18 protein-coding genes are annotated in these 24105 nt (G+C 36.3%); 3 read left to right on the forward strand and 15 right to left on the reverse strand.

Annotation, left to right across the window (positions count from 1 at the left end; genetic code table 11):
* The 8 genes from WC614_05440 to WC614_05475 all read right to left on the reverse strand — a co-directional run.
* A partial coding sequence (locus tag WC614_05440; protein MFA5032446.1) for a YncE family protein occupies window positions 1-999 on the reverse strand: 999 nt, incomplete at its 3' end.
* A 9-nt stretch (window positions 1000-1008) separates the two neighbouring features.
* A complete protein-coding gene (locus WC614_05445) occupies window positions 1009-3111 on the reverse strand; it encodes a T9SS type A sorting domain-containing protein (protein ID MFA5032447.1) in 2103 nt (700 codons plus the stop codon).
* Between the two features lie 327 nt (window positions 3112-3438).
* Entirely contained in the window at window positions 3439-3573 is a 135-nt protein-coding gene (locus WC614_05450) for a hypothetical protein (GenBank protein MFA5032448.1), read from the reverse strand.
* 62 nt (window positions 3574-3635) lie between these two features.
* Window positions 3636-3788 carry a T9SS type A sorting domain-containing protein gene (locus WC614_05455; GenBank protein ID MFA5032449.1) on the reverse strand — a complete coding sequence of 51 codons (153 nt, stop codon included), beginning with the start codon at window positions 3786-3788 and terminating at the stop codon, window positions 3636-3638.
* Between the two features lie 18 nt (window positions 3789-3806).
* Window positions 3807-11492 carry a C25 family cysteine peptidase gene (locus WC614_05460; GenBank protein ID MFA5032450.1) on the reverse strand — a complete coding sequence of 2562 codons (7686 nt, stop codon included), beginning with the start codon at window positions 11490-11492 and terminating at the stop codon, window positions 3807-3809.
* 360 nt (window positions 11493-11852) lie between these two features.
* Window positions 11853-13142, reverse strand: a complete 1290-nt coding sequence (locus tag WC614_05465) for an FISUMP domain-containing protein (protein ID MFA5032451.1) — start codon at window positions 13140-13142, stop codon at window positions 11853-11855.
* 470 nt (window positions 13143-13612) lie between these two features.
* Window positions 13613-13933 (reverse strand): hypothetical protein, encoded by a 321-nt coding sequence (locus WC614_05470; GenBank protein ID MFA5032452.1) that lies wholly within the window; start codon window positions 13931-13933, stop codon window positions 13613-13615.
* Window positions 13934-13958: 25 nt separating this feature from the next.
* Window positions 13959-16091: a T9SS type A sorting domain-containing protein gene (locus WC614_05475; protein MFA5032453.1), complete on the reverse strand. Its 2133-nt coding sequence runs from the start codon at window positions 16089-16091 to the stop codon at window positions 13959-13961.
* Window positions 16092-16368: 277 nt separating this feature from the next.
* Here WC614_05475 and WC614_05480 point away from each other — a divergent pair, with 277 nt between their 5' ends.
* The 3 genes from WC614_05480 to WC614_05490 are packed head-to-tail and all read left to right on the forward strand — an operon-like array spanning window position 16369 to window position 17940.
* Window positions 16369-16788: an arsenate reductase ArsC gene (locus WC614_05480; GenBank protein ID MFA5032454.1), complete on the forward strand. Its 420-nt coding sequence runs from the start codon at window positions 16369-16371 to the stop codon at window positions 16786-16788.
* A gap of 21 nt (window positions 16789-16809) precedes the next feature.
* Window positions 16810-17154, forward strand: a complete 345-nt coding sequence (locus tag WC614_05485; GenBank protein ID MFA5032455.1) for a DUF488 family protein — start codon at window positions 16810-16812, stop codon at window positions 17152-17154.
* A 9-nt stretch (window positions 17155-17163) separates the two neighbouring features.
* The gene (locus tag WC614_05490) at window positions 17164-17940 is read left to right on the forward strand and encodes a sulfide-dependent adenosine diphosphate thiazole synthase (GenBank protein ID MFA5032456.1); all 777 of its coding nucleotides are present in this window, start codon (window positions 17164-17166) and stop codon (window positions 17938-17940) included.
* A 3-nt stretch (window positions 17941-17943) separates the two neighbouring features.
* On the opposite strand, the gene WC614_05495 is transcribed toward WC614_05490, so the two are convergent.
* The 7 genes from WC614_05495 to WC614_05525 form a co-directional block, all read right to left on the reverse strand.
* The gene (locus WC614_05495) at window positions 17944-18366 is read right to left on the reverse strand and encodes an AraC family transcriptional regulator (GenBank protein MFA5032457.1); all 423 of its coding nucleotides are present in this window, start codon (window positions 18364-18366) and stop codon (window positions 17944-17946) included.
* Window positions 18367-18368: 2 nt separating this feature from the next.
* Window positions 18369-18608 (reverse strand): hypothetical protein, encoded by a 240-nt coding sequence (locus tag WC614_05500; protein ID MFA5032458.1) that lies wholly within the window; start codon window positions 18606-18608, stop codon window positions 18369-18371.
* 31 nt (window positions 18609-18639) lie between these two features.
* The gene (locus WC614_05505; GenBank protein ID MFA5032459.1) at window positions 18640-19197 is read right to left on the reverse strand and encodes a hypothetical protein; all 558 of its coding nucleotides are present in this window, start codon (window positions 19195-19197) and stop codon (window positions 18640-18642) included.
* A gap of 137 nt (window positions 19198-19334) precedes the next feature.
* Window positions 19335-19559: a DNA/RNA non-specific endonuclease gene (locus tag WC614_05510; GenBank protein MFA5032460.1), complete on the reverse strand. Its 225-nt coding sequence runs from the start codon at window positions 19557-19559 to the stop codon at window positions 19335-19337.
* A complete protein-coding gene (locus tag WC614_05515; GenBank protein MFA5032461.1) occupies window positions 19540-20061 on the reverse strand; it encodes a DNA/RNA non-specific endonuclease in 522 nt (173 codons plus the stop codon). The genes WC614_05510 and WC614_05515 overlap by 20 nt, the downstream gene beginning before the upstream one ends.
* Window positions 20062-20075: 14 nt before the next feature.
* Window positions 20076-22139 carry a hypothetical protein gene (locus WC614_05520; protein MFA5032462.1) on the reverse strand — a complete coding sequence of 688 codons (2064 nt, stop codon included), beginning with the start codon at window positions 22137-22139 and terminating at the stop codon, window positions 20076-20078.
* 279 nt (window positions 22140-22418) lie between these two features.
* A complete protein-coding gene (locus tag WC614_05525; protein ID MFA5032463.1) occupies window positions 22419-23993 on the reverse strand; it encodes a T9SS type A sorting domain-containing protein in 1575 nt (524 codons plus the stop codon).
* Between the last annotated feature and the right edge of the window lie 112 nt (window positions 23994-24105).

Genomic DNA, 24105 nt, shown 5'->3' on the forward strand with positions numbered 1-24105 from the left:
AGGCATTCTACCAGCAAGGATAGTAGCTATTACCGAATCTGTTGACCCGCTTATTACAGAAATAGTGTTACTCTGGCAATTTGTACGATATATTTTATTTGTTTCCGGATTGACATCAATTCCCCAGTAAGAAGAGGTAAGATTGGCATCTTCTATAGTTGTGATAATAGAATCGGTCGAACCATCTATAACAAAAACATTAGACAAATCCCGATCAGAAACATATATTTTATTAGTTTTTGAGTTTATGGCTATTCCATAAGGCATTTCACCAACCTTTATACTATCTATTACCGAATTAGTTAAACTGTTTATCACAAAAACAGAGCTGAAATGATCACTGGTAACATATATCTTATTAGTTTCTGTATTAACAGCAATGCCCGCACCCAAAATGCTTATATTTGCCATTATTGAATCTACGGAACCATCTATTACATATACACCATAAGTACTTGCAAGATATATTTTATTAGTATTTGAGTCTATATCAATACCTTTTGGTTGAGCTCCAACTGCCACAGTTTTTATTATTGAGTTGGTAACACCATCTATTACAGAAACAGTGTTACTGTCTTCATTTGTAACATATATTTTGTTGGTTTTTGTGTTTACTTTAATATCAAATGGGCGTCCTCCAACCCCTATAGTTCCTACTACTGAATTGGTTGCTCCGTTTATTACGGAGACAATATCGTTGTTACTATGTGCAATATATACTATATTGGTTGAGGGATTAACAGTTATTTCAAAAGGGCTTTCCGCAACATTTATAGTATTTATTATTGAATCCGTATAACCATTTATTACAGATACATTATTACTGCCCATATTTGCAACATATATTCTATTTGTATTAGGATTTACGCCTACTCCTATAGGATATGTTCCGTTTCCTACTGCCGGGCCAAGTGGTATAATCCCCACCGGCACAACCTGCGCATAACTGAGGTTTGAAAATAAGCCTATCATAAATATTCCGATTAATAGCTTTTTCATAGTTTTCTCCTATTTCATTAGTATAAGTTTCTTTGTTGCTTTTAATGTGCCGGTAGTAAGTCTCGCAAAGTATACGCCTGTTTTTAGTTCATTTGAATTGAGGGTTGTATTATAAACACCTGCTGCTTTTTCTCCGTTAACTAAAGTCTTCACACAACTTCCAGAAATGTCGTAAACACTTAATATCACTCGAGTTCTAATGGGTATGAAATACTTGATAATTGTTGATTTAATAAACGGATTTTGTCCTATTTCTATTTTTGCATTTTGATTTTTGATGTTTGAGTTTTCCTCTATTCCTGTAGTATTATATACTGCAAGACCACCACAAGTTCCAATCCATATATTAGCTCCTTCTATTACAAGAGAACGGATACCGTTAGAAAGCAAACCGGAATTTAAGGTTCTGAACACAGTCCAGTTAGTATCATCAAACTTTACAAGCCCACCCCAAACGCCAATCCATTTATTACTCCCTTCTATTGCAAGTGCAGTTACATAGTTAGCAGGCAAACTGGAATTTGAGGCGTTAAACACAGTCCATGTAGTACCGTCAAACTTTGCAAGACCATTAGAAGTACCAATCCATATATTACTATCTTCTATTGCGAGAGCATTGATACCGTTTTCAGGCAAACCGGAATTTGAGGTGTTGAACACAGTCCAAGTTGTACCGTCAAACTTTGCAAGTCCACCACCATAATCAGTGCCAATCCATATATTACTCCCTTCTATTGCAAGTGCAGTGATACCGTTATTGGGCAACCCGGAATTTGAGGTGTCATACACAGTCCAGTTAGTGTCGTCAAATTTCGCAAGACCACCATCATAAGTTCCAATCCACTTATTAATACCTTTTATTACAAGAGTCCGGACAGCACTCGCGGGCAAACCAGAATTTGAAGAGTTGAACACAGTCCAGTTAGTTCCGTCAAATTTTGCAAGACCAGCCCGAGTTCCAATCCATTTATTACTCCCTTCTACCCCAAGAGCATTAACATAGTTATACGGCAAACCAGAATTATAGGTGTTAAACACAGTCCAAGTTGTACCGTCAAACTTTGCAAGCCCCCCCAACATAGTGCCCATCCATTTATTACTCCCTTCTATTGCAAGTGCAAGGACATCGTTACGAGGTAACCCAGAATTTGAGGGGTTGAACACAGTCCAGTTAGTGTCGTCAAACTTCGCAAGACCACCACCACCAGTCCCAATCCATTTATTACTACCTTCTATTACAAGAGCAAAGGCATAATTATCAGGCAACCCGGAATTCGAGGTATTGAAGACAGTCCATGTAGTGCCGTCAAACTTCACAAGACCATCATAATCAGCGCCAATCCATATAATATTTCCTTCTATTGCAAGTGCAATAACATAGTCATCCGGCAACCCGGAATTTGAAGAGTTGAAAACAGTCCAGTTTGTGCCATCAAATTTTGCAAGCCCCCCATTTGTACCAATCCAGATATCGCTCCCTTGTATTGCAAGAGCAAGGACATATTTAGAGGGCAAACCGGAATTCGAGGTGTTATAGACAGTCCATGTAGTTCCGTTAAACTTCGTAAGACCCTCCGCAGTACCAATCCAGATAACACTTCCTTCTATTGCAAGAGCAGAGATATAGTTATCCGACAACCCGGAATTTGAGGTGTCATACACAGTCCAGTTAGTGCCATCAAACTTCGCAAGTCCGCCACCATAATAACTATTAGTACCAATCCAGATATTACTTCCCTCTATTGCAAGAGCATGAACACCGCCAGAAGGCAAACCGGAATTTAAGGTATCATAGACCGTCCAGTTAGTACCGTCAAACTTTGCAAGACCATCATCAGTGCCAATCCAGATATTACTTCCCTGTATTACAAGAGCCCTGACATCGTTATAAGGTAACCCAGAATTTGCATGGTTATAAAATGTCATTTCCCCAGTAGTTTTGTTCATTTTTACGAGTCCACCCTCAGTGCCAATCCATAGTTCATTGCCGTTATTAGCAATAGCCGTGACAACTTGTCCGTTAGTATAATTAATCCAATTAGGATATTGTGCAAAGCCGGAAGAATAAAATGTTATCCCTAAAATCACATAAAATAAAACATTCTTTTTCATAGTTTTTTCCTATTTATTTCATCCTCAAGTATCTTTACACTTAAATATTCTCAAAACCTATCTTTGTCAATCTTTAATCCCAACTTTTTTCATTCCTTATTGTGAATCAAAAAATTGAGGGGATAAAATCCTGTGCTAAATTGGGTATTTTTGTGACTAAGATTGTGACTAAGAGAGATAAAAACCCATAAACCTAAATTAAAACTAATCAAAATAGATAATAACTCAGGTTGATTATTAAAAACAAGCTATTGCACCGATTTCTCTTGCCTGTCAATAACCTTCGAGAATTTCCTTTTTCTGATTTCCAGTCATGCGCCTTTGCTTTCAATCTATCTCAATTCCTCTTTTGAAGAGACTAAAAAACAATACAATCCCACATATGATTAAAATAGGGAATAAGATTACCATAAAAACAAAAGATACTATAATTCCTCCTATAGCGAGGAATAAATTTTTCATTGATGAATTTAATGAACTTTTTTGACAGTTTTGTCAATAGGGGAAATACTGTACATACTCTTCTACTTCATTAAGACGAGTTTTTTGGTAGATTTGTAGTTGCCTGCGGTGAGGGTGGAGAAGTAGATACCTGAGGGTAATTTTTTTGCATCTAAATCGACAGTATAACTTCCTGCTTCTTTTTCTCCATTAACTTTTACCCCATTTTTTCCAATTGTCCCTGACTGCTAACACTATTTCATCAAAATTAATTTTCTGGTTTGCTTGTATTTTCCGGCTTCAAGTTTAACAAAATAGACCCCTTTTGCTAATTTCTTACCGTGCTCATCCCTACTATTCCATGCTATTGAATAATAGCCCGGTTTATCAGTCCCGTTTACCAATGTTTTGACTAATTTCCCTGACATATCATAAATCTTAAGAATCGTGTGAGCAAATTCAGGAATCGCATATTTTAGAATGACTTTCGTAGCAACCGGATTCGGATAAATTTCAGAAAATTCGTATTTATTGGGCATAACTTTCTCTTGTGTATTTATTCCCTTAAAGTGAAACCAACTATCTATGCCTTGACTTGGTATCGCATTTGCATTTATATCCGATAAAGTAAGTTCCCCAATATGTAACAATGTGCTATCGCCAGGCGTAGCATTTGGGGATACATAAAATGGGATTCCTGTGATAGAACCTGTATCGGAAGCGATTGTGTCGAGAGACGTATTGAAAAGAAGTATTTGAATATAGTTTGTACCGATTTTGGAATCAATGCTCATCATATTAGAACGAGGGGTTGTTTTTGCATCCCTTGCTCTGAGTAACAATGTATCATATGCAATTTTTATCTGGACACCTGCAACCCCAATGGAATTTTCCAAATTGATATAAACCATATTACTATCACTACCCGGTGTGCCGAGACAACTAGATATATTTATCATAGCTGTATCCTGAGTTTTAAGATTTGAACTCTTAAGGATAGATTTACCGACAAGCTTATTAGATAGAAAATTGCTATTGAAAATATGCCTCAAACCATATTTAGTATTCTGGATAGTTTTAACTATGGATATTATATCTAATACATCAATTATTGAATCTCCTTTTGCATCAGCTGCCCACAGTTCATAAAGATTTGGCAGTTCGCCATATCCCTGGATAATTCCTACTGTTCGGGTAATATCAAGGATATCTACAACTTTATCACACTTAACGTCACATTTCGTCCCGGGAGTTATAAGAAAATCACCCTTATTTCTGCCTTCTCCAATGTTGCCTGCAATGTCCCATGCAACAATTTTAAGTTTGCAAGTAGTAGAGAAAGTATCAATAACCGGCCACACATAGGTAGAGTCGTTCGCTATCCCTATCCCATGCGCAATTGTATTTGGATAAGAAACACCACTGTTAAAAGAAAGGCAAATTGATACAGAATCTATTTTGTTATTGTCTGTTGCTTGCCATTTGATTGTGTTGGATGCTCCGGTAAGCCATATTTCCCCACTATCCGGATGTACAATATTAACAGAAGGCGAAGAAGTATCAACAACAACAACCCAATAATTTGAATCTGATAATACCTTATCTGTAACTTTAACTTTAATAGTATCTGTGGTAATAGAGGTACTGCAGTATTGATATATCGTATCAACAACAAGAGGATTAATTATACCATTGACACTCCATATATATTGTAAAGTATCGTTGTCGGGGTCTTCCGTATGTATACGTAAGTTTATCGTATCTGGCAATCCCATTGTATAAGGAGAAACAGGGAATGAGTAAACAATCCCGGGTGGATCGTTAACAGGAATTACTGTAAGACATAAAGTATCCGAGGTGCTTTCCCCCCAGGGGTCATTTGCAGTAAAAATTATATCTCTAGTACCATTCCAATTAGCAGCACCGGTAATTGTAGCAATATGGGTAATACTGTCGATACGAACATTAATAAATTCCTCAGCGAGCAAACTTAATTTTCTGGTGTTATTTTCTAATATGTGGGTTTGGGCTTTAGACATATTTTTATAAATAGACTGTTTCAGACTCCTGCTTTTTGTGATATTCCTATCTCGGTTGTTACTTGCAATAATTTGATTATTAAACTTGCTACTTGTGTACACAGAATAACTCCAAATAAGAGATGACTTGGCATCATCGCTATCATACACATAGTTATCGAGATTTATTTTAAGAGAGTCGTCTTCCGGGAAACTTGTATCGGGAAGCATTGAAACTACGGGAGCGTTATTGTTTTCACATACTGTTTTTGAAATTGTGTCGTTACTTGGTATAGTATCAAACAAGAATTTGGTAAATATGGTGACTTTATAATCTTTCCTTGCAAAAGGAGTTACCCAATTATCAAAAGTAACGGCAATCGTATCTTTTCCTGCAAGATTTGATACATATTGTGTATCTATGTAAGAGCTGTAGCTCTTTGCCATTGCAAGACTTTTCTTCCCGGAAAAAGCAGTAGTAGTAGAAGATGTGTTTTCTTTTGTAAGTGTTGCCCTAATTTTCATATCTCTGTAAAGAGGGGCTATGGAAGTATCAATTTTACATATAACTTGGAAAGCCGGAGCAGTATCCGTCGCACAATTTATTATATATGCTTTAGGAGAATAGGTAGAATCGAGGAACACAGTATCCGGAAGTCCGGTAATTGCCGATGGTCTCACATCTCCAGGGGAATTCGCTATAACAACTGTCCGTGTTGTATTAGAGTGGCGTGAATTACCTGCATTGTCAGATGCAGTTACATACCATTTATGGCTTCCCTTGTTTAAATTATAATCTGCTGTCCAGATTGTGTCCGTACCCGTATGTTTAAGAATACTATCTATATAAACTTTATAATCTTTAAACCCGCTTTCCGTATCACTTGATGCTCTCCACAAAAAAGTCGGTTTCGAAATTGAAAAAACCGCAGAATCTGCAGGTGAAACAAGGCTGAAAGTTGCAGGAGGAACCGTATCTTTAACGATTGAAAAATAATCGTCGCTTTTATCTTCAACGGTTACTGTATTGCTTGCATTAAGCATCTGCACCTTAACCCGGCAGGTTGTGGAGTGTGTATCCGGCAAGGTCCAGTTCCAAGAAAGGCTGTCGGGGCTAATGTTCTTTGCTATAGTATCATACTTTCCTTCGGCAAAGAATACCTTATATTTATCAATTGCAAATCCGTAAGCAGTCCAATGATAGTCTGTAAATAATCTCACTTTCACCGTATGACCCGGTATTGCCGGTGACCAGAAAGCTCCGTAAGTACCTTTTGGATATTTAACAATTGAATTGTTATGTTTATCATTTAAAAACAAAGTATCGCCTGCGGCGCCAAATATTGTAAGACTAGTGAAATGTACTTTTATTGAATCCGCTTTTCTATTACAAATTGTCCAGGTATTATCGTAATCATTGGAATACGGGTGGGCAGACGCTATGGAATAATTTAAGCTATCCCAGGTGGTATAAGGATTTAAGTAATAGAGCATTCTATAAGAATTTGGTTTTGAGCCTACTTTAGACCAGGTAATTTTCTTTGTTGTCATCTCTGTCCATTTTTCTCCTCCATTCGGAGAAGTTACAAAAAGGGGACAAGTAGTGTCAATAATAGTCAAGGTTGTTGGCACAAACACTGTCGGATTGTTTAAGTCATTTGAAGTAATTTTCAACCAACATTTATAAGTAGTATCAGGGAAATCAACAATATTAGCATCAAAGGTTGCCGTTATATTAGCTGAATCATTTTGCAGAACAGTATCTTTAGCAGGACTTATATCGTAAATCCAATTTTGATAACAAACTTCTGCTCGCATCATAAGATTGACAGTTGCCGGCTCACTATCGTATCTAAACCTTCCAACCTCACTATTCGCTGGAGCCGGCACTACATAATTTTTAATTCCTGTGTATACATAAAACCAAAAATCATTTTTATCTTTATATGTCTTACTTAAAGGCACACGATACCAACAATCCGTAGAATCTACTGTAAATGGGACTTTTTCTATAAGAGTGCCCGGTTCCCCGTTATTATCATCGTATAAAAACATAGTATCGAGCTGTGTTTGGGGCGTCCTGATATAAAATAATCCGGCTTTTACTTCACAAGTAAAAAATACTTTTTTAATTGAGTCGGGAGTAAATCTAGCCCCATAAAGAGAATGAGTACTCGCATCCACATTTCCACCATTCTCGTATCTTATAGTATCTAGAGGAAACCCTTTTAATTGAGAATTTGTTTTCGAGCTAACTACTTCAAACTTAAGAGTATCCGTCCCTGTATTCTTTACCTTGATACCTTGAGAACCGATAGTGTTAGCAGGTAAAACCACACCAAGACTATCAGGGATTAATTCCATATGCGGGACAGTAAGATAGAAATTAGACGTTGAGGTTTGATTTAAAGATACAGTAATATTAGAGTTAGTTTTGGAAAAATAATTAGTCGCCCTGGCGGTTAAACTATACGTACCTTTTAACACCCTATTAATCTGATAGTGACCATTTATATCAGCAGTGTCCCCCAAAGGCTGGCGTCCATCAATCATAATAATAGCTCCCGGAATAGGCAAAGATGTCTTTTTATCATATACCGTCCCGGCTATAGATCCCATTTCTCCTTTATATAAACGGACTTCGTCCGCGTAAATAGTTTTTTGATACCACTGCCCAGAGTCAGATCTGTTTATATGGCATCTAAATCTGGCAATAAAACGGTCTATCATATTATATTTACTTAAATCCAAACACCCCCTATCCCAATATAATGTACCGAAACTACTGACGGAATCGACACCAAGATGCCATGTTCCATCATAAATATCAACATAAACACAGGGGGGAGGCGTATAATGACCGTAAACATAAAAATAATAGTCAAAGAAAATATCAGTTTGCCCGGCTAATTTAAAATATATATCGGCATAATCATCAGACCAAACCGTTGTATCAGTACAAGTCATATTCATAAGGGAATCTCCCTGATAAGGTTTATGATTTGGTGCACATCGTCCGGTTCCTGTACAAATACGCCATTTATTAGTTCCTGATAAACACCAATTCCCAAGTCCCCCCTCAAAACCATCACTAAAAGGCGCTGTAAAAATATTTTTAACCGTAGTTTTAATTCTTCCATACTGTGAAACTTCAGGATATTTAATAGAGGTAGCATATACTTTTAATGTATCTATTTTTCCATAAGTGGCACCACTCGGGATACTAAGTTTTACAAATACATTGGCAGAGTCACCTTTTTTTATCGAGTTGGTTTTAGTAATCTGGAGTGTTTTCGTAGAATCCCAAAAGGTGGTAGGCCATGAATTATTTGTTACCGATAAGTTGTAGCTGTCCGCGGTTGTACCTGTATTTTTAACCGCAACCTTATACCAGGATACACACTCTGCAAATCCAAAAGAACTTTGATATACCGGCGAAATAAACACGGAATGAGTTGCCGTTGTGACCGGACAATAGGATAGATATGATTTATTTAATGAATCTTTACAGGTTAATTTGAAATTGATAATATGTTTGTTAGGACAAGAAGCTTTTACGTTAAATAAATATGGCAGAGTCTGAACGGAACTACCGGCAGTAAGCGTGCCAATTGATTTGACGGTATCCAGCAACGTAACAAAAGTATCCGAAGTCGAAAGTGTGCCTACTAACTTATATGTCGTCGCTGAACCATAATTTTTTATCAGCAGGGGAAGTTGAATGGTTTCCGAAGTATTTATAGCGCTGTCTGCATTCCCAAAACTTCCGCCGATACTATCGTCGTCCACAAAGTATCTTGAAGAAGCAGGGTACGGGCCGCTACTTACAGTTCTTGTATATCCTTCTTTTGGAAGATAGTTATACGCAGTAGTTGTAATCAGTACCGTATCTATATCCGGGAGATAGAAGGAAAAATTCACTACTCCGGATGAATTTGTATATCCCCTTAAATATATTGTAGTATCCATCATACAGCATACGTATGCACTTTCAACGGGAGTGCCGCCTGCATTTTTTACCGTTACGGTAAAATCGTTTGGTCCCTGGGGTATTGTAGCATTATAAGTAACATTTAAATTTTTGGGTTCATCTGTCCACATTGGAAGTTCAGGGTCACCAAAGAGATTTAATTCATATAGAACCCATGGCCAATAACCATACCACCATACATTAGGGATGAAATTATCTTTTGATATCGCATGAGCCTGACCTAAATGCTTAATCTTATCAATAAAAACTGCGTGGTAAAATGAAGTATCTACTTGATCTGAAAGATATATTGAATTATCACCACTCCCCCATCCGTATCTTGAGTTCATAATTGAGGCAACTGCTCCTCCTCCCGTTGCAGTAAGGAAATGCTCCGCAAAACAATCTCCTTGCCCCCACCATGTCGGCATCAAATCAAAGGCTCCACACATACAACCGGCGGAAGTAACTATGCCTAATTTATTTCCATTACTTAAAAGATCAACAACGTCTGAATTTAAATAAGAATTAGAGACTCCATTATAAAGGTATATTGCAAATTCATCCCCGTGTCCTCCTAAGTAGGTAAATCCGGCTCCTTTGTTAATAGTATCCCTTGCTGCAATTTGAGATAAATTACCGTTTATTTCATAAAGCTTTATGTCCTGCAAGCCTGCAGGAGTCCTGCTGGCTATCGTGTCCGGGACAACATTACCATTATTTCCCGGAGGGAAAAGCTCTCCTGCAGGTAGAAATATTCTATTTAAGTATCCGGAAGGCGGATTCTTCTCGTAAGTTAAAACTTTATTTACAAATGTTTGTACCTGAACTTTGGTACGAACGGGAGCTCTCCCAACAAACACATCAAAACACAAATCTACGGTATCTCCATCAATTGGGCGTTCTCCCCATGTTAAGTCATTGTCATTATTCCATGTCCCATCCAAATCAGAAAAATATAAATCAGAAGGAATGGTGTCTTCATCAGGGTATTTATAATTACAGCATTTCATATAGCAAACATCCCTTCTGGGAACTATTTCCTGTTTGTTTTCATAATCACACTGCCCGCCAAGTAATACCCATATAGTCCCCCAGTTTGTATTTGCGTCTTTTATGAAATTGCGTATTTGTTCTGCGTTATCTCGCCCTGAGTAATTTGAATAAATAAAACTCAAAGGAATGATTTTTGACGGAACGCCTTTTTTAATTTTCCAGTCAATAAGTGGTTGAAAGGATGGAACGAAAGAATCGGCAGTTATTATCACATACTCAACTGTTCCGGTGGAAACTTCAGGTAATGGACCGGATAATGGCAGAAATTCGGGGTTTATAACTTTTTCTTTTATTATGTCCTGAAAAATCTTTTTCTGATGCTCCGTCTTTTGGGAAGCAATGCCATTATCTTCTTCATAAGTAATCCGAATATCCATCTGTGAGTAAAAGACAAGTTGATTCTTTGCGGGAACATACTGTAAAGGAGATACGAGAAAACTTGCAATCCTATACCCACCCATATTACCAGTATGCGAATGTTCAACCAGGTTTTCAGGAAAAGGAGAACTTTGTTTATACATTTTTGAATCGGGCTCTATCCATTTAATCGGGTTTTTAAATTTAGCTGAAACCGGCTGGGGAGGCTGTGTTGGATATATTTTGTATGTTCCGGGAATATTTTCTTTTTTGGGGTTCAATACTTCAACATCCGTGATAACGGCATTATAAGGGATGAGCACCTGAATAGCTTTTTGGGGCAACATCGGATAGCCGACGGTTTGAGTAATTCCATATCCGTTAATTTCAACTATATCATATCCCTTATTTTTATCTTTTCGGAATTTTAAATCACTTGCATTAAAAGTAAGAGTTTTAGTGATTTGCCCGCCGAATGCAAAGGCAGGTAAAAACAACAGAAGCGCTAAAAAGTATTTTAAAAACGTTTTTTTATTCATTAATATCTCCTGGTTAAAATCCTATCTCGATAATACCACATAATTAATATTCCGAAAACCTATTTTTGTCAATCTTTAAAAACAAACTTTTCTTTCGTCTATAAAATCAAAAAATTAAGTTAAACAATCCTGTTCTAAATTCGGGGCAAAAGTTAGGTTGTTGTAAATTAGCGAATGAACAGACACGGATCCATGAGCGCGGTCCGGGAAATGTTAAAGTGCTGATTACTCTTGATGTTGTACCCCCTCCCAGAAGGGCTTCATTTGTAACTCTTGGTTTCACTTCATCAATACGAGTTTCTTGGTCTCTTTGTGATTGTCTACAATGTATTCTTAATGTTTTGCAAGAGGAAAAATCAATTAATCCTTAACGCAGCGGACACTAAAACCAGCCCTCTCGTAGTAGTAATCACAGTCCACATCAGCGTCACCGTAACTCAGGTAACGGTACCATGCGTATGTAGGACCGTTCTCCGATGCCCACCAGTAACCGTAGGCGCCCACATCGTAGAACACACCACTATCGTAGCTACGACAACCACCCGGAAGCGCCGAAAAACCACTTTCGTTGGTTGCACCGGTGTTTGGGCTTGCCCAAAGCGTTGTGCAATTTTCTTTCATTTTACCGCCTGCTACACCTACACCCAAATACTGGGTAAGAATTGTCCATTCACTATCAGAAGATACGTGCCAGCCAACGGGACACATATTACGACTGTCTGCTACTGCATACCAATTATACAAACGACCATAAGTATCGCCTTCGGCTGTATTGTTACCATAATTACAATACGCTCCGGGCGTTAAACTATCCCACTGGGCGCTCTCAGTAACATTCGGTATACTTGAAGCATTGCGGTATTTAGTGGTTTTAAGATTTTCTGCCATCCATACCTGTGTGCCTATTTGAACTACAGCATAATGATTGCTGTCTGCATCGGTGCAATCAATAAAATTGAAACTCACGGTTTGGGTTTGTGTTGGTACGAGCATAAAAATGGTGCGATAAATCCCTGATTTCCCGGTTATCTTCAATCTATCGCCTGTGGTATATTGCATATTTATTACTGATTTATCACTTTTTGCACTTTTCGTCTTTGTTGTATTTGAAGCTGTGTTTTGTTTATCTATACTTGACGTTATTCCAACATATCTTATTTCAGTTCGCCCCAGTCGGAATAAATTATTGCTTACTATTTTTGTCATATAGGAATAGTCGTCTGACTTTATTTTCAAAAGATATATACCGCTGCTAAGTCCGCTCAGGTTGTAAGTATGATGTCCTTTTGATAATAATGCCTGCGATTGCAAAATTCTTTTTCCTGTTATATCATATAGGTTAAGAGTTGTTTTGCTCCGCCTGAGGCGGACTTCAAAATCTATTGAACAATTGCCTGTCATCGGGTTCGGATATATCTGTATAGTATTATCCGGAACGGTATTTAAATCCGATTCGTTTATTCCTATCGCTGTAAGATGTAATGTATCGCTTCCGCTAAGATTTAAACTTGTGCATTGTGTCAGGTTTTCTACTTTTACCGAATCAACAGTCGTGCTTGCTCCTGTTCCTGCAAAACTGATTTGATAACTCTGCGCATAAGTTTGCGCTGTCGCAAAAACCAACAAAAAGAAGATTGTAACTTTTCTCATTTTTTCCCCGTTCCCGCAAATAGTGGGTAATAAAATAATCCGTTAAATTGTTAGGGTGCTAGTTTATGTGTATTGAAATTTTTTGTCAAGGGAAAACAGGAAAGTTTGTGACTGAGGTAGGTACATGGTGACCACCCCTCTATGCAACTCCATTTAATAAAATCGTCAATCAAAGTATATAAAATTTCTGTGCCAACTTGAGAACAAAATCAGGCAAAACAGACAAAAACACCGGGAAACCAAAAATAAAAGGCAACTCCACCGAATTGCCATTTTTATCCGAATCTCTAAAATTTACTCAAAAGGGATTGTCTTAAAAAGCTGTATATTAAAGGGTTTTTAAGCAAAAGTTAGGTTATTGTAAATTAGGGACTGAACGGACACGGATCCATTAGCGCGGGGCGGGAAATGTTAAAGTGCTGATTACTCTTGATATTGTAACCCCTTCCAGAAGGGTTTCGGTTAGTTGCTTATACTGTCTTTATAAGTTGGGGACGCCGCCCTTTTTTCTTATATTCTATTACCTCAGTTAAAGCATTTCTAAATTTCTCAGCCTCTTTCAAATCCATCTTGCTTATACATGGCCAAAAATCTGTATCTTCTATTACTATTGTAATTCTATCATCCTCAAAAAGTTTTTTACCTTTTGTATCCGTTTTCCCGGTATATTTCATTTGTCCTATTTTCTTGTCACTGAGAAATTTGCTCAATACTATTAACTTTGATTTTGGAAGCTTTATTATACCTTCTTCACGTACTTTATATTTACCCACATAGAGTGTATTTTCCATTTTTCTTACCTCCCTTTCGATGCTTTTACCTCATCAATATTAATTTCTTAGTTTCTTTGTAGTCCCCGGCAATAAACTTCACAAAATATACTCCCGATGATAAATCGCTTGCCCTCAAATTGACGCTATAACTCCCCGTCGCTTTTTCCCCATTAACTAATGTTTTTACACAACTGCCGGAAATATCGTAAACGCTTAATATAACTTGAGTTCTAATGGGCATGAAATACTTGACAACTGTTGATTTAGAGAATGGGTTTTGGGAAACGGACAGATTATAATCTGTCCCTACGAGTTTGGATTCTTCTATTCCTATTCCATCATCTTTAAATACCCAGATTCCGCCTGCATTCTGGCAACTCATATATATCAAACTGTCATTTGGATTAACTGCCATACATATTGGACCTTCTCCTACCTGTAATGCTTGAATGACTGAATTGCTTGTCCCATCAATAACTAAAATGCTATCACTGGAATAATTAACCGCGTATATCTTATTTGTTACGGAATTCGCAAATACATTGGAAAAACCGGTTCCAACTGCTATAGTATCAATCACCGAATCACTTGTCCCGTCAATTACAAAAATGTTATTACCGTTCGTCGCATAAATTCTATTCGTTACCGGATTTGCAGACATTCTGCCAACCGCGCTCCCAATAACTATGTTATCAACAACATTGTTACTTGTCCCGTCAAGCACTGAAATACTGGAAGTATTATAATTTGTTACGTAAACCTTATTTGTCACCAGATTTACACATACATCCGGATAGCCGTATCCACTCGATAATACAGCAATTACCGAATCGTTTCCCCCGTCAATTACTGAAACATAACCGTACATCTCCCAATCAACATTTGTTACGTAAATCTTATTAGTTGAGGGATTTATATCCATTCCCCAGGGATGACACCCAACAATTATCGTATTAAGCACTGAATAAGTTGTTTCATCAATTACCGAAATGGTAGAATCGTTATTCAAGACGTAGATTTTATTTGTCGCAGGGTTTAAACATATTTTGAAAGGATTGCTAAGACCACCTGATATTGTATCAATCACCTGTACGCCCTGGATTACCGGAATATTATTATACCCGCTATTTACCACATATATTTTGTTTATTGTCGGGTTTACACATATCCCATAAGGATCAGGTCTAATATTTACGCTAAGCATAGTCATATTATTCGTTCCGTCAATTACCGAAACGTATTTATTATTCGGTCCATTTGTCACATAGAGTTTGTTTGTTGTTGGATTTACGCATATTCCTCTGGAACCTGTACAAGTTATGTAAGCAACAACCGAATCCTTTGCTCCATCTATTACTGAAGCCAGGCTTCTCGTTGCAACATAGATTTTATTCGTTACGGGATTTATACATATCTCCCTGGGATATTCAAAATTTCCTACGTCTACATTAGTAATCACTGAATCTTTCGTCCCATCAATTACCAAAACATTATCAAAATTATAAACAGCAACATAGATTTTATTCGTTGCCGGATTTACACCTATTCCATAAGGATTAAGATTATACCCCACAGCTATGGTCTTAATCACTAAATCATTTGTCCCGTCTATCACTGAAACATTATTGCCGTTATAATTTGACACATAGATTTTATTTGTTGTCGGATTTACGCATATTCCCCTGGGACTATTGCCAACAGCTATCGTATCAATCACTGAATTATTCGTCCCATCAATTACCGAAACAGTATTGCTGGAATAATTTGCAACATAGATTTTATTGGTCGTTGGATTTACGCATATTGCCCAGGGGTAAGTCCCTACAGCTACCGTGGCTATAACTGAATCGTTTGTCCCGTCAATTACTGAAACGTTGTTGCTAATAAATCCATTTGCCACATAGATTTTATTGGTCGCCGGGTTTACACATATTCCCCGGGGTTCTACCCCGACGTCTATTGTGGCAATTAATGTGTTTTTGTCTCCATCTATTACCGAAACGTTGCCACTGCTATCAGCCACATAAATTTTATTTGTCGTTGGATTTACATCAACAGCAATCGGCCCGAATGCGTTGGGACCTAATAATATACTGTCAACTACTGATAACGTCGCCCATACATGCTGGCTCAGAAATGTTATTGTAAATGCTATCAGGACATTTAATTTTTTCATCTTACCTCCTATTTATTTCATCAACAAGCATCTTTATACTTAAATATTCTTAAAACCTATCTTTGTCAATCTTTAAATGCCAACTTTTTTCATTTATTCTGTGAATCAAAAAATTGAGAATAAAACTTGTGCAAATTGGGTAAAAACTACCAATTAAAACCTGAACTCGAGTTCACTCTTCGGGAAAAACTTGTTGTCTGGAACCAGAATATACTTTTTTATTGACGCTAAACATTTTTATAATAAAATAAATACCAAGGGTAAAAAAAGGGATAAAATGAAAAAAAAGACAATACTTTTTGTTTGTATAGAGAATGCTTGCCGCAGTCAAATGGCGGAAGGATTTGCAAAAGCGTATGCTGTTGATGCAGTGGATGCTTATAGCACAGGTTCAAGCCCTTCGGGAGTGGTTAATCCGATTGCAGTAAGAGTTATGAAAGAAAAAGGAATAGACATGTCATCTCAAATATCAAAAGGTTTGGGGCCATTATTAATCCAAAAGTTTGATTACATCATTACGATAGGATGTAAAGATGTCTGTCCTTTCTATCCGGGAGCGAAAAGAATTGAATGGGAAATCCCGGCACCCAAAGGGGAAACCGTAGAAGAATTTAGGGAAATACGAGATAACATTGAGAAAAGAGTAATAGAGTTCATAGATTCAACAACAGAAGAAAAGGAAAAGGAAAACGAATAACAAAATACAGAAAAATAAGATATGTTGAAAACAAAATCAGTTTATGAGGCTAACGTCCCGGAAGATGGGATAAGAATATTAGTTATGAGAAAATGGCCAAGAGGGGTTTCCAAGGATAAGGTAGATAGATGGATAAAAGAACTGGGACCAAGCACAGAGCTGTTGAATGACTGGACTGAGCACAGGATTAACTGGATAGAGTACGAAAAAAGGTACAGGCGGGAAATGGAAGATACTGAAAAACGGCAATCAATAAAAAAAATAGCTGAGTTGTCAGAGAAAAAGGTGGTAAGCTTGCTTTGTTGGGAAAAATCCGATGAGTATTGTCATAGAAAATTATTAAAAGAGTTGATCGAGAAATTATAAAGGAGAAAAATGCAATTAGATGATATAAAAATTTCAGAAGCAATCATAGAAAGATATATGAAAAAGTTGATTGCCTCGCTTGACGTAGACGTTGCCATTGCAGGCGCAGGCCCTTCCGGACTTATTGCTGCCTTTTATCTTGCCAGAAAACATAAAAAAGTAGCGCTTTTCGAACGTCATCTTTCGGTAGGCGGTGGAATGTGGGGCGGCGGTATGATGTTTAATGAAATTGTAGTCCAGGAAGAAGGTAAGAAAATACTGGAAGAATTTGATGTTGATACAAAAAAATGGAAACAGGGCTATTATACTGCAAGTTCCGTAGAAACTGTGAGTAGCTTGACACGCGCAGCAGTAAAAGCAGGAACACAAATATTCAATCTGATATCCGTAGAAGATGTTATGTTGCAAAAAGGTAGAGTTACAGGGCTTGTATTAAACTGGAGCGCAACACAGATTGCTAATTTACACGTTGATCCTTTAACTATAAGGTCAAAATACGTAATTGAGGCAACCGGACATCCGACGGAGGTTCTAAAAGTTATAGAGAGAAAATCGGGAAAAAAGCTGTCAACTCCTTCCGGTGGAATAGAAGGAGAACGCTCAATGTGGGCGGAAGTTGGAGAAAAATCTCTTATTAAAAATACGAAAGAAGTGTTCCCGGGAGTATGGGTAACAGGAATGGCGGCAAATGCTGCTTATGACTCACCACGAATGGGACCTATATTTGGAGGAATGCTGTTGTCCGGTAAATACTGTGCAGAACAGATACTTAAGAAACTGAAATAGCTTCTAATTAATCTTTTTTTTAGAGGACTTAAAAGTACGTAATTTGTGTTTTTTTCTGTATTCTAGAGGTGTAGTATGTTCCCTGTCTTTGAAGATTCTGCAGAAATTTGTATCTTCAAGCCCCACTTTTTCTGCAATATATTTAGATTCAATTTTTGTTTTTACAAGCAATTTTTTTGCTTTTGCAACCCTCATGTCATTTATAAATTGCGGTAGACTAACTTTCATCGTATTTCCCCAGAGATATGAGAAACTCTTGTAACACATATTGGCGTAAGATGCAATTCTTTCCAATGATAAATTTCTTTTTGTATAATTTTTCTCTATGTATTCAAGTCCTGTCCGGATTCTTTTGGAAGCATTTAACAGTTTTTTCTTGTATTTCCTGAGTTCTTTTGAATATATTTTATCAAGTTTTCGCTTCATGCTTATATTTCTAATGTTTCCTTAATTTTCTCTAAAGCGTTCCCTTTCAGCTTCGTATCTGCATTGCAAGAGGAACATTTGTGCAGGGGACAACCTTGCGGATTCTTTATATGGTCTTTTATCCAATCTATGTGGTTACCAATTTTCTGGTCTTCGCAATTTTTGCATTGGATTATGACTATTCTGTTTTCTTCGTGTGTCCCTTTTTGAATATCTAATAGGGTTATGTAGTTGATTGACATTCGGTTAAGATATCTTAACAGTAATTCCACTTTATCTAAATCGTTTTACTTGTTCCCCCACAAAAAAAATTGCTCCGAAAAAGACAAAAGCTTCAATTCCATCTATAATCCATCTGAAACTGTAATATATGAAAGTAACCTTGTGTATTTTAAAATGCCCGACCCCTATTGCTAAGAAGGCTATCAATAAAAAAAGACTAATAATGGCTTTATAATTCCAAATTAATTGTGGCGTTTTCCCGTCTGGTTGATTTTCCCTCAACCAACTTTCCCACATTAAAGCGTTAGATTTTTCTTTGAAAAAATGATTGACCTTTCCCTCAAGTTTGGCAAGAAATCTCCCAGCACGCATCATTCTTGCAACCTCCCCCGTCCAGGTAATTAATACCAAATAACTAACCAAAGGCACAAAAACTAAAAATATTAGCTCTGGTAACCATGCTTTATCCCATACATTAAAACCTGCCACTACCATTATACCTAACGTCGTTGTGCCGTAATGTAAGACAGATTGTTGTGTTTGCATTGATGTTAAGCTTTCTTCTCTGACTGTTTTGTATTCTTCGATGACTACAGATATCCAATCCATTTTAGTTTTCCTCCTATACTTTATCATAAAGTTTTTAATAATACAAAAAGCTCATCAAACAAAATATAGTCTAACTCGTTCATAGCTGAACTTAACTTAACTATCCTTTTTGTCAAGACCCCGTTGTTACCACTTTTTCACAATCCCCACTTCCCCTTCTCCACCTTCCCCTCTATAGCATTTTCCAGTGAATCAGGAAGTGCCGGGAAGAAATCAATCCCTGTCAAAACCTCCACAGAATCTATCGTAACAGCATAAGACGATAATGGCTTAGTTGATGATTTATTGGGCAAAACGAACCCGATGCATTTGAGTTCAGGCTCGTCATAGTCAAGGATAACCTTATAATAGTATTTTGGCACTGCAACCTTGTCTTTTCCTATTGTAGGGAGTCCATCTTTTCAGTACTGGTCCTGTAACTATGTGAATTTCGTCATTATCTCTCGCCCATGCCCTTGCTTTGTCTTCAAGACGCTTCCATATGCCTCGATTGAATCCTGCCATCTGAGGGCTCATATTTGACATATAGAACGATTCTGACATTGATCCTGCAGAATATGCCATATCTCCTGCTGGGCACAAATGCCCTTTGTCGTAACCTGATTTTGCATAATCTGATGGCTTTGCAGAGCCTGTTTTTACCAAAGGATCTGCACGGAACTTGTTTGTTCTTTTGACTGCAGGTTTTTTCACCATTTCTTTTGTCAGTTTGTATGCTACCCAGTCTGCCTGTTCATATTTTTCGTCGTATTGAAGGGTGTAGGCAGTGTGGTGGATTATTTCGTCGGTTAATGTGTGGGAGGGGAGGTAGTTTGTGCTACCTCCTATTAAAAAATAGTGAAAAACGAATAAACAAAGAATCATTTACTGAGAGAAGACTATCTTGATGGTTTTTTTAATAAAAATTTCAAAGGCTTCCATAAAAAGTATGTCCCTATTTCAACAGCAATAACGATAAGTCCAAGAATATTCCACGTTTTTTTACTACCAAGATATTTTAAACATAGTATTAATGTCGCAATTACCGATATTGTCCAAACCCATGCCAATATTATGTTAATAGTATTTTTTACTCTAACGCGTCTCTCCTCTTGCTTTTTATCTAGAATCTTTTTTACTTCTTTTTGTACAGTATCAGGCATTTTATTGATTTCTTCTTGCAAGTTTTTTTCTGATGCTTCTGCACGTATTGTCGCTGTTTTCAAAGCTTGTGTTAGTTTTGTTACGCTTTCTGTCAATGCCTTTTTTTCATCTTCATTATTATTCGTAATTTTTTCTTGTGAAAAACGTTCTTCTATTCCATTTAACTTTTTCGATAACTTATAAGTTAATTCTTTTTTTAATTCTTCATTATATGGACGGCCTTTACGAATCTCATTTTTAATTAATTGAGTATACTCTCTGATTATTGATTCCGGCCATTTTTTTATATCTACTTCTATATCTGTCCAGAATTTAAAATCTTCTATATCGTAAATTTGTTCAAATGAAAAAAACTCTGATCCTAATACTCCACTGAACACAGAAGAAAAATTTTCTATTGAATTTTCAGGTACAAAGGGAGATATACACTGTAGCCAACTGTCTAATGTAAAACATGAAGGATTCGCTTCATTTTCAAAAATCATTTTATTTGCTGGGGGCAGAGAGGTGTCTAAAGTTAAAAACCACGTTTCAGATTTTTCTTCCCGTTTGTTTTTGATAAGTAAAAAAAGAAATGCATCATGCAATAAAGTTCCATCTTTTTTTTCTTTTTTTCTTATCTCTTTAGATTTCTTTTGAAGTATGTTTTTTATCCTTTCTATATCTTTATCTTTTAGAATTGTATCATAAAGGATATCGTCTTCAATACAAATTTTAAATTTATCCTTTAGCGTATTTTCTAAATCTTCAAAAGGTTCAAACAATTTATCAATCGTAAAGGTTGGATCCTTTTCTTTCGATTTCTTGTATACTTCATAAAAAGCGTTGTGAATCTGATCTTCCATAGTAGTTGGAATATTGTCATACGTATCTGAAATGCCTCGTTGATATTTGATTACATCTTTAATTTCTTTTTTAGTAACTTCCGAAACATAAAGAGAAATTCCTATATCTTGGGATATTTTATAAAACTCTTGGAAAGAACGGGACATTTCAGCTTCACTTAGCAACCCTGTAATAATAACATTTGAATCTAAATAAATATAAGAATTATTAAAAGCATTTTTGGATAATACTCTGGATTTAGGGTCAATTCCTAATAATTTTAATATGTAAAAGTTTTGGGTCATATAGAATTTAAGAGAACTATATACAGGGTCTGAGCCTTGAAAAAAATTATAAAATTCAGTTTTTATAACAGATATAAGTTCTGGATTAGTGAGTTTGAAAAAAGAAAGTCTTTGATTAAGTTTGTCATTTATTTGAGATGAATATAAGATATCTTTGTTGGAAAAATTACCTAACATCATTTTTGCGCTTTGTTGCCCAATTTGGGAAAAAACGAACACAATAAATTCTTTAAATAATGTTGATACGGTATTTATTTGAGAGGAAGTAATTAATGAATAACGTTCTCTAATTCGAGTAATTATTTTTTCAACACATCTATTTAATATGTTTCCCCGTTCATTTATTTGTGTTTTTATTTTTTGTTTTTCTTTTATTAAAAAATAATCTCGCCCGTTTTGTTTATTGGATAATATAATATCTTTTTTTAAAAGAGATTCAATACTACTTGAAACTTGTGAAGTTCTTAACTGGACGGGACATTCGTTTCTCATCTTTTCTCTTATTGTTTCTATTGAAGCGCCTTCTGGATAAGTTTCTTGGAGAGTATACAAGCAATTTGTTACTATTCTTTCTATAGCTTCTTTTCTAGGATATTCTAATTGTGGACCAAAGGTAAAATTATAGGATAATATTACATCTATGTCTTCGGATATGCTATAATCATTCATTCTTATCCCCCTAGTTAAGTTTTTTCAACTTCCGATAATATAAGTTATGTATCAACCTTTGCTTATTTTTCGCTTTTTTCATAGCATAATAAATTATACATATTTATCATTTTGTTGTTTGGCAAGAGAAAAGCATTTGCAAATATCTATATTTATGGACATTTTTCCATATTGGGGTATTTTAGGGGATAGCGTTTTTGATAAAGGGGCTTAACATTCTCTTTATTTGTTAACGTGTTGCTAGTAAAAAAGTATATTTTTGTGAAAAGTTTGGGCTTGTTATTTTATCAAAATTAGCTTTTGGGTTTCTTTATGAGTGCCTGCAGTAAATTTCATAAAATAAACGCCTGTGGATAAGCCTTTTGCATTTAGAATTAGATTATAACTGCCAGCTTCCTTTTCTTCGTTGACAAGAGTTTTAATTGTTCTGCCAGTTGCATCGTAGATTCTTAAAGAGACTTTGCTTTTTGTCGGCAATTGATAATTTATAACGGTTGATTGTACAAATGGGTTGCGGGAAATTTGTAATTTAGGATTTAGGATTTGAGATTTTGATTTCTCCTCTATTCCCGGCCCTGTGTATTTGCAAACCCAGACTTTATTTGGTTTATAATAAATATCATTTGCATAGTTTGAAAACATAATCTCATTTGCGCCATCTCCATTTACATCCCCTGCATTTGCGACAGTCCAGCCTATTTGTTGTAAACTATCTGTCCCTATTGCATAAGCTTCTGTTATAGTATCAACGGAAATTCCTCCTAAATATACATAAATTTTGCCTTTTGCATTATAACAACCAGCAGGATAATGACAACTTCCGATAACTAAAGCTTTTTCTCCAGATGAAAGAACATTTTCTATACCCGCAATGGTATATCCATAATAAGTTCCTAAGGGATAAGGGAATGCATCCCCTGCAAAAATTATATCTTTTTTGTTATTCATTGGATTCCCACCCCAATATGCAAGAACTGTATCGTATGCAAAAGGAATTCCGATACAAGCATCATCAAATCCATCGCTATTTAAATCAGGTAATAATGCGACATCTTCTCCAAAATCTCCTCCGTTTCCTAACATTTCAACATCGGGAATAGTATCCATAGAATTGCCACCATAATAAATGTATGCCTTTCCTCTCATACTACCATAATTTAAATCGGATACTAATAAATCTTCATACCCATCATTATTTACATCGTATCCACTTGATAAAGACCACCCCAAACTAGCTTCTCCATTTAAAGTGATATGCTGGTTTGTATCACAGGAAGAATTGCCGAAATATATATCTACTCTTCCTCCTGCCGGGCCTAAACTTGGATTTCCAATTATTATGTCATCATACCCATCATTATTCAAATCTCCCATTTGTGGCGGTAATTTCCCTTCATTGCGTCCGAATAGTTTGAAATCACATATTGTATCGGGAGAAACTCCACCTAAGTATACCCAAACTTCTCCTCCCCCTATTGCTATGTCATCATACCCATCCCCATTATAATCTCCTATCTCTATATCATGTCCAAAGGACTCTCCGGGATCATATGGGCCTAAGAAAATTATATCCGGGATTGAATCCATAGACTGTCCCCCATAATAACCGCATACATAATATTGGATAACAATATTTGTGTCTATGGTACTATACATTCTTCCCCCTACAAAAATATCACTGTATCCATCTCCATTTATATCTCCGGAAGAAAGTCCACATCCAAAACTACTGCCTACTATAGTGGAATCCAATTCTGTTATTGTCTGCAGCAGTTCCAGATTGTGCAGTTCCAAAGGATATATGGGGGATAAAAAAACAATATTTCCTAATAAAATACCTATAAAAAATTTCATATATTTTGCTCTTATATAATTATATATACTTTAAAATCTACCTTTTTGCAACTTATTTCTCAAAAAATCCGAAAAATAAACAAATTATTTTTAAAATTAAGAAGCCCTCCTC

The organism is bacterium, from assembly GCA_041649255.1.
Taxonomy (GTDB): domain Bacteria; phylum Hydrothermota; class UBA3073; order JACQXS01; family JAQTXJ01; genus JAQTXJ01.